This window comes from Peribacillus sp. FSL H8-0477 (assembly GCF_038002765.1).
Taxonomy (GTDB): domain Bacteria; phylum Bacillota; class Bacilli; order Bacillales; family DSM-1321; genus Peribacillus.
This window is the reverse complement of sequence record NZ_JBBODE010000002.1, coordinates 1927853-1934225: the sequence shown is the minus strand read 5'-3', so window position 1 is coordinate 1934225 and position 6373 is coordinate 1927853. Positions and strand designations below refer to the sequence as shown.

At 39.3% G+C, this 6373-nt stretch carries 5 protein-coding genes and 2 pseudogenes; 1 reads left to right on the top strand and 6 read right to left on the bottom strand.

The features are described 5' to 3' along the window. A pseudogene (locus tag MHI18_RS21130) lies at positions 1-220 on the top strand (Crp/Fnr family transcriptional regulator); the annotation flags it as partial. Between the two features lie 46 nt (positions 221-266). Here the strand turns inward: MHI18_RS21130 and MHI18_RS21125 are convergent. The 6 genes and pseudogenes from MHI18_RS21125 to MHI18_RS21100 form a co-directional block, all read right to left on the bottom strand. Beyond that, positions 267-1415, bottom strand: coding sequence for an acyl-CoA dehydrogenase family protein (locus MHI18_RS21125; RefSeq protein ID WP_445670051.1), 1149 nt, complete (start codon positions 1413-1415; stop codon positions 267-269). Positions 1416-1532: 117 nt separating this feature from the next. Continuing rightward, on the bottom strand, positions 1533-2795 hold the full coding sequence (locus MHI18_RS21120; RefSeq protein ID WP_340850273.1) for a GTPase family protein: 1263 nt from the start codon (positions 2793-2795) through the stop codon (positions 1533-1535). A 59-nt stretch (positions 2796-2854) separates the two neighbouring features. Then, complete coding sequence (locus MHI18_RS21115; protein WP_340850272.1) at positions 2855-3772, bottom strand: MBL fold metallo-hydrolase; 918 nt, start codon at positions 3770-3772, stop codon at positions 2855-2857. Between the two features lie 3 nt (positions 3773-3775). Continuing rightward, positions 3776-4549, bottom strand: a complete 774-nt coding sequence (locus MHI18_RS21110; RefSeq protein ID WP_340850271.1) for a hypothetical protein — start codon at positions 4547-4549, stop codon at positions 3776-3778. Between the two features lie 402 nt (positions 4550-4951). After that, positions 4952-5701 carry a type I methionyl aminopeptidase gene (map, locus tag MHI18_RS21105; RefSeq protein ID WP_340850270.1) on the bottom strand — a complete coding sequence of 250 codons (750 nt, stop codon included), beginning with the start codon at positions 5699-5701 and terminating at the stop codon, positions 4952-4954. A gap of 178 nt (positions 5702-5879) precedes the next feature. Further along, positions 5880-6254: pseudogene (locus tag MHI18_RS21100) on the bottom strand (oligopeptide/dipeptide ABC transporter ATP-binding protein); the annotation flags it as partial. Between the last annotated feature and the right edge of the window lie 119 nt (positions 6255-6373).

The following is a 6373-nucleotide window of genomic DNA, read 5'->3' as shown; positions in this document are numbered from 1 at the left end:
TACTACCTTCACTGTTCTGATGGGACTTACCATGAATTTCGCTTTCTTGTTCTCTGGTACAGTCAGCACAAATGCCCAATTGGTTCTGTTACAAATGTTCCTTCTTGTTGCTGGCTACAATGCAGCACAATATGGCCTAGATCGTTATATACTGCCTTTCATTAAGAAAACCATGAAAAAAGAAACGACTAAAGTGGAAATTAAACCCATCGCTTCTTAAAACCCATAAATAGAAAAAACCTTCATAAAGTTGAAGGTTTTTTTCTTTATTCAAACAGTGCACGTTTTGCTAATAAGGATATGGTTGCATCATCCATTGGCGGATTATGTAGTCCTGCACGAACATTTCGATAATGTCGCTGCAACGGATTACTGCGCTGTAAGCTCTTCGCTCCTACAACTCTCATTGCCTTATCAACAATCGAAAGAGCTGCATTCGTAACTGCCATTTTAACAGCACCAAATTCTTTAGCTATTTCTTCTCGTTCTTCTGGCTTGTTTTCCCACTTCTCCGCAACTGAATAGAGATAATGTCGAGCTTGGCTTAACTCAAGCTCTATTTCGCCAATTGTTCTTTGAACATTTGGGAGATCTGCAATGGGTCCCGGAAGACTATTTGGGCTATATTCCTTGGCAAAGGTGATTGCTTCGTTTCTTGCTGACGCGGCAATTCCAATATAACAGGCTGGAATATGAAGTAACCATGGTGCTCCTGTTTTTGCAGGTGCTCTCATTTTTTCAATGTAATATTTATCATCAATTAAGACATCTTTAAGTACTAAATCATGACTACCCGTTCCCTGCATCGCAATCATATTCCAAGTTTCTTCAATACGAATCCCAGCTGTATCCCGATGAATCATAAACCAGCCTACATTTTCTGTTTCTGGAACCCAAGCACTGACCAAAAAAAGATCAAGAATTGGCGAAAGCGTTGTAAAGGATTTTCGGCCATTTATCCGCCAGCCACCTTCTTCTTTGACTGCAATGGTTTCTGGTCTGCCGCCTCTCGTTGGACTACCGGTTTTAGGCTCAGTTGCTGCCCGATTAGTTAGCGCACCGTTTGCTACCTCTTGATAAAATTCCTCAAGTACTTCCTTATTCCAGCTTTGTTTACTATTAATTTCTAATATACTTCCAAGATGCCAGCCAATCGAAAGCGCGGTCGCCCCTGATTCCATGGCAATCCGTTCTTGCCCTAACAGAAATTGATATAATGAACTACCGCTTCCTCCATACTGTTTCGGAAGCGTTAATTTCGTATACCCAAAGCTTTTTAGTTCTTTAATATTTTCAAATGGAAAGTTCCCTGTTTCATCCAGTTCTGCTTCTCGAGCAGCAAAACTTTTAATCGCTATACCAAGCTCTTCTATGTATTTTTTCTGTTCACTAGTCTGATAAAACGACAACTTTATCATCCTTTCTCATTTGAACCAATCTATTTTCTTCCTTTATCATATCACCTTGATGAAGTCTGCTAAAACAAATAAGCCTGAAAAGACAACAAAATCATTGTCTTTTCAGGAAATAAACTATTCTTCCTTTGTATCCTTGAAAAGTTTATTTCCCCGTTTATACGCATCACGGGCTTGATCAATATTTTTTCCTTCAATAAAGTAAACAATCGCTGCCTGCCCAATTCCAAAGGTCACACCGCCGGCAACAGCAGCCGAAACAGCACTACCTGCTGCTGGGATAAAGCGAACGGCTGCTCGAACTCCTTCACGAACAAGGAGACCAAGTCCGACATTGACACCCAGGGCGGCAATGAATTCTCCTGCTGTTTTTGTATTGAGTTCTTTATCCGCAATAAAGCCAATGACGATAATCATAATTCCTTGTAAGGCCGTTAAAAAGGGAAAGTCTGCAAATGGAATAGGTTCTGCACCAATTAAACTGGCTATCGCTGTAAAGGTCCCAACAATTTTCACTGCATACTTCTTTTTCACATGCTGGCTCTGCATCGCTTTTGCTGTCTTTAGCTGCGCTTGACTGGGTAAGGCATCTATCAAATACTCTGCCAATAAATTAATATTCCAGCGCATATCATATTCAATGTTTCCTTCCTCATCAAACTCGAGATACGAACAGGTTGGAATTACTGTTATAAGCGGGATCTCTGCTTCAGCAAATCGTTTTGCCATTAATGATGCTGCTTCGTCAATATTCTTCTTCTTTTTTGGATGTTCATCAAATGGAGAACGCTTATAATGAGGTGGATCCAATTCATCTACTTGAGTGACTACGCAGATAACAGGTACATCGTATTGATGGGTATCTCTAACGATTTTCCGAAGTTTTTTAAGTTCATTCAGGTCTTCTTCAATACGAGCGTCCGCTTCCTTGGCTTTAATTAGAAATAAAAAAACATCCGGCTGTTCTGTGTTGACAGCTTGTGCCAATTCCTCCATCGGTGTCTTCATATCAAAGCCTTCTGTTGGATTTTCACTTTCACCTAATCCACGTGAATCAAGCAGGCGAATCTTTTTATTTTGATCATTCGGGTACCATAACCATTTACCCTTACCGGTCCCAGATTTTACTGAACTGACATATTGCTTTTCCTCGCCGAACATTGCATTAATTAATGATGATTTTCCAGACCCGCGCCTGCCAACGAGAGCAATCCTGGGTTCCCTAGAATCAACAGTCAGTAATTTAAGTTTCATAATTTGTTCTGTCATCTTCTGTTTCTTGCTGGACGAGATCGGTAATTTATCAATTTGACTCCTGATTAATGTAAATAAACTGCCTAGTTCTTCCTTTTGTAGTTCTTCATTTTTATCTTTATCCATCTTTATCCCCCTCTTAAAGCTTTATACAGAACTGTACCCGTTAACAGAAAAAATCAAGCTTAATTCTCCCACAACGTTTCACCAATTCTTAAAACCTTAAGTAAGTTATCAGCAAGCCCCAGACGATTCCACTCATTTCTTAATCGTTCTAGGGCCTCAGGACCCGTATCATCAGCCAGTCGATACGCTCCGTAATGCATCGGGATAAAATATGATCCGTTTAGTTCTAGAAACGCCTTAATGCTATCTTCAGGATTAATATGTGAATCCTTCATAAACCACTCTGGCTCATAGGCTCCGATTGGCATCAATACATAATCGATGTTGAATCGGTTTGCTATATCTTTAAATTCCTTAAAATATCCAGTATCACCAACAAAATAGATAGTCTGTTTTGTCTGCAGGTCCTCTATCATCCAGCCGCCCCAATGGGATGTATTCGTATCTGATATTGTTCGTCTCGTCCAGTGTTGGGCTGGTACAAACGTGAGTTTTAGGCCTGAATCAACAAAGCCCTCATACCAATTCGCTTCTATCACATTTTTATATCCTCGGAGAATAAATGCTTTCTTTAAACCTGATGGAACCAAGTAGACTGGCTTCCCCGGCAAGCGACGAATGCTAGCAAAATCAAGATGATCATAGTGTCCATGTGAGATCAGCACGATATCAATAGGCGGCAGCTCACTCGTATTTAGTCCTGGTTCAGTCAGCCTTTTTTGAGTACCCATTCTTAGTGACCAGACTGGGTCCGTTATTATACTTACACCATTGATTTGAATTAAGAAAGTAGAATGCCCGACCCAAGTAATCGAAAGGCTTTTATCGTTACGATGAAGTTTGCTGATTTCCTTTGTCTCACATTGTTGAAGTTGGACAGAAAGATCTTTATGTTTACTACGTCTTTCCTGACTCCATCGCAGCATATCCTTCACCGTTTTCAGTGTATTGATGCCATCAAGATTTTCATATTTCATCGTTTAGTTTCCTTCCTGACTAATAAGTTCTTTGCCTTCAAGAAAAGCTAGAACATTCCCGAGGTACTTTTGAACTTCTCTTACTTGAAAAGCAGCTGAATCGGCAATTTGCTTATAATGATGGTGTCCTTCTTCAGTAATCTGTAAATAACGCTTCGTACGTTTTTCACTTTCCCAATAACCGTTGAGCAGGCTGCCTTCTTCCATTTCATGCGATAAATCATATAAGTACCCATTACTCGCAATCCAACCAAATTTTGTTTTTAATAACTCCGCAATTTCTCCCATATAAATTCGCTTACTTTTAGATGCTGCCCTTAAGGTCACGTAGCGAACAAGGTCCTTAACAGATACAATTTTCGAGAAATAGGAACGATATTCTTCAGGAAGCTCACGAACAACTGGTGGATTTACACCTGTTCCTGTTAGATCATACATGACTCGATCAATGACCGCTTTGACCTCTTTAAACCTCTCTGAAAAATTGTCACGGTACCATGTAAATAATTCTTTGCCTTTATTCGTAATTTTATAATACTTCTTACCATTTTCAGCATACAACTCTAGATGTCCTGAGCCTGCAAGCTGTCGAGCCGTTTTACATAGATAATCATAGCTATGAACTTTTCCAGTAAAAGATACGTTTAGCTCATCATGAATGGCCCTCGGATAATTTGGCTCCTTGGATAAAGTTTGTAATAAGAACAATGTGAAAAATTCCCGTTGGCTTAGGCCGATTGATTCAAATGAAGTTTCTTGCTGTTTCCCTTTCTCCATTTGGGCAACTCCTTTCATTCTCTCCTGTAGTCCAATGAAAAGTCATTAGAATATGCGTTCTACTCATATCTATATTATCCCTCTAATTAATAGAAATTGCCAGATAAAAACCTCTTGACAAGCTGTTATATCAAGGTTTATTACTATTAAGGAGCGGTCAGGAAATTATATATATTCTAGCGAGGTTGTTGTTGAAATAATTTTTACCATTCATTCTTTCATAGTAAGAAAAAAACCGAAATAAGGGAGCGAAATGAATGAGTGAAGAAAAACGTGAGGTGATAACTAAAAAAGGATGAATTGAAGTAGACATAATATCAGTAATGACAACTAGGAGCTTGAATAGCTTTTTTGATCAAAAAAAAGCAGTGCCCTCCAATTGGAAAGGCACTGCTTTTGTGTTTAGTCTTGGTCCGTTAATATAAAGGCTCCGTCTTTTTTGATCACAAGTGTATGTTCATATTGAGCAGACAGCTTACCGTCCGTTGTACGGGCAGTCCAATCATTTCTGTCCATTTTCATGTGCCATGTTCCTTCGTTAACCATTGGTTCAATTGTAATGACCATGCCCTCTTTTAAACGCATACCCTTACCTGGTTTACCATAATGAAGAACTGTCGGATCCTCATGCATCGTTTTACCAATTCCGTGTCCAGTGAAATCACGAACAACTGAGTACTTCTCCCCTTCAACATAGGATTGAATAGCATGGCCGATATCTCCAAGGCGGTTACCTGGTATCGCCTGCTCAATTCCTTTATAAAGAGCATTCTTAGTTACTTCGAGCAAATGTGCTGTTTTCTCTGATACTTTACCAACCGGGTACGTCCATGCAGAGTCAGCCAGACCACCATTCAAGTTCACAACCATATCAATTGTAACGATATCGCCTTCTTTTAAAGCTTTGGTCGATGGGAAGCCATGACAAATTTCATCATTTACTGAGGCACAAGTAGCAAAAGGGAAGCCATGGTAGCCTTTTTGCTCTGGTGTTGCACCGTTTTCAGCAAGAAAACGCTCAACAAAGGCATCTATTTCAAGCGTCGTAATTCCTGGTTTAATCATTTCGGCAATTTTTCTATGAGTTTCAGCAAGAAGCTTGCCCGCTTCATGCATTAGTTCAATTTCACGTTCACTTTTCAAGGTAATCATACATAAGCCTCTTTCATTATAAAATCGATTTTTTATCCGCAGTCCGGATAATCCTTTCCTATCATATGCCTTTTACCAAGTAAAATGCAACCCAAAAACCCAGTGAAATCACTGGGTTAGAAAACAAATTGCGTATTTCCCTCTAAAAATGAATGAATCTCCAGATATCGTTTAGAAATTAAATATTTACCTTATCTCCCTCTATATCATATAAATGACAAGCAACAAAATGTCCTGTTTCTATCTCTTGCAGCGTTGGATCTTTATGAGCGCATACGTCCATTGCATAAGGACAGCGACTGCGAAATCTACAACCTTTTGGAATGTTAATTGGACTTGGTAGCTCACCTTGGATAGAGTTCTCATTTTCATCAAGTACTGTTTGCTTTGGACCTGGGATAAGCAAAGCAGAAAATAAACCTTTTGTATACGGATGGAGTGGTTTCTTGTATAATTCTTCACTTTCCGCAATTTCTACTATTATAACTCCAATCCGGTCTGATATATAACGTACCATTGATAAGTCATGCGCCACGAATAAATACGTCAAGCCAAGTTGATTGGTATGGGTTCAGTAGGTCAAGAGGGAAATTCAATAGATTTACTTAGTCATTTAGTAATGCCGACACTTGTATGAACGGTGGCTTTTTTACCAGAACTAACACGATATGT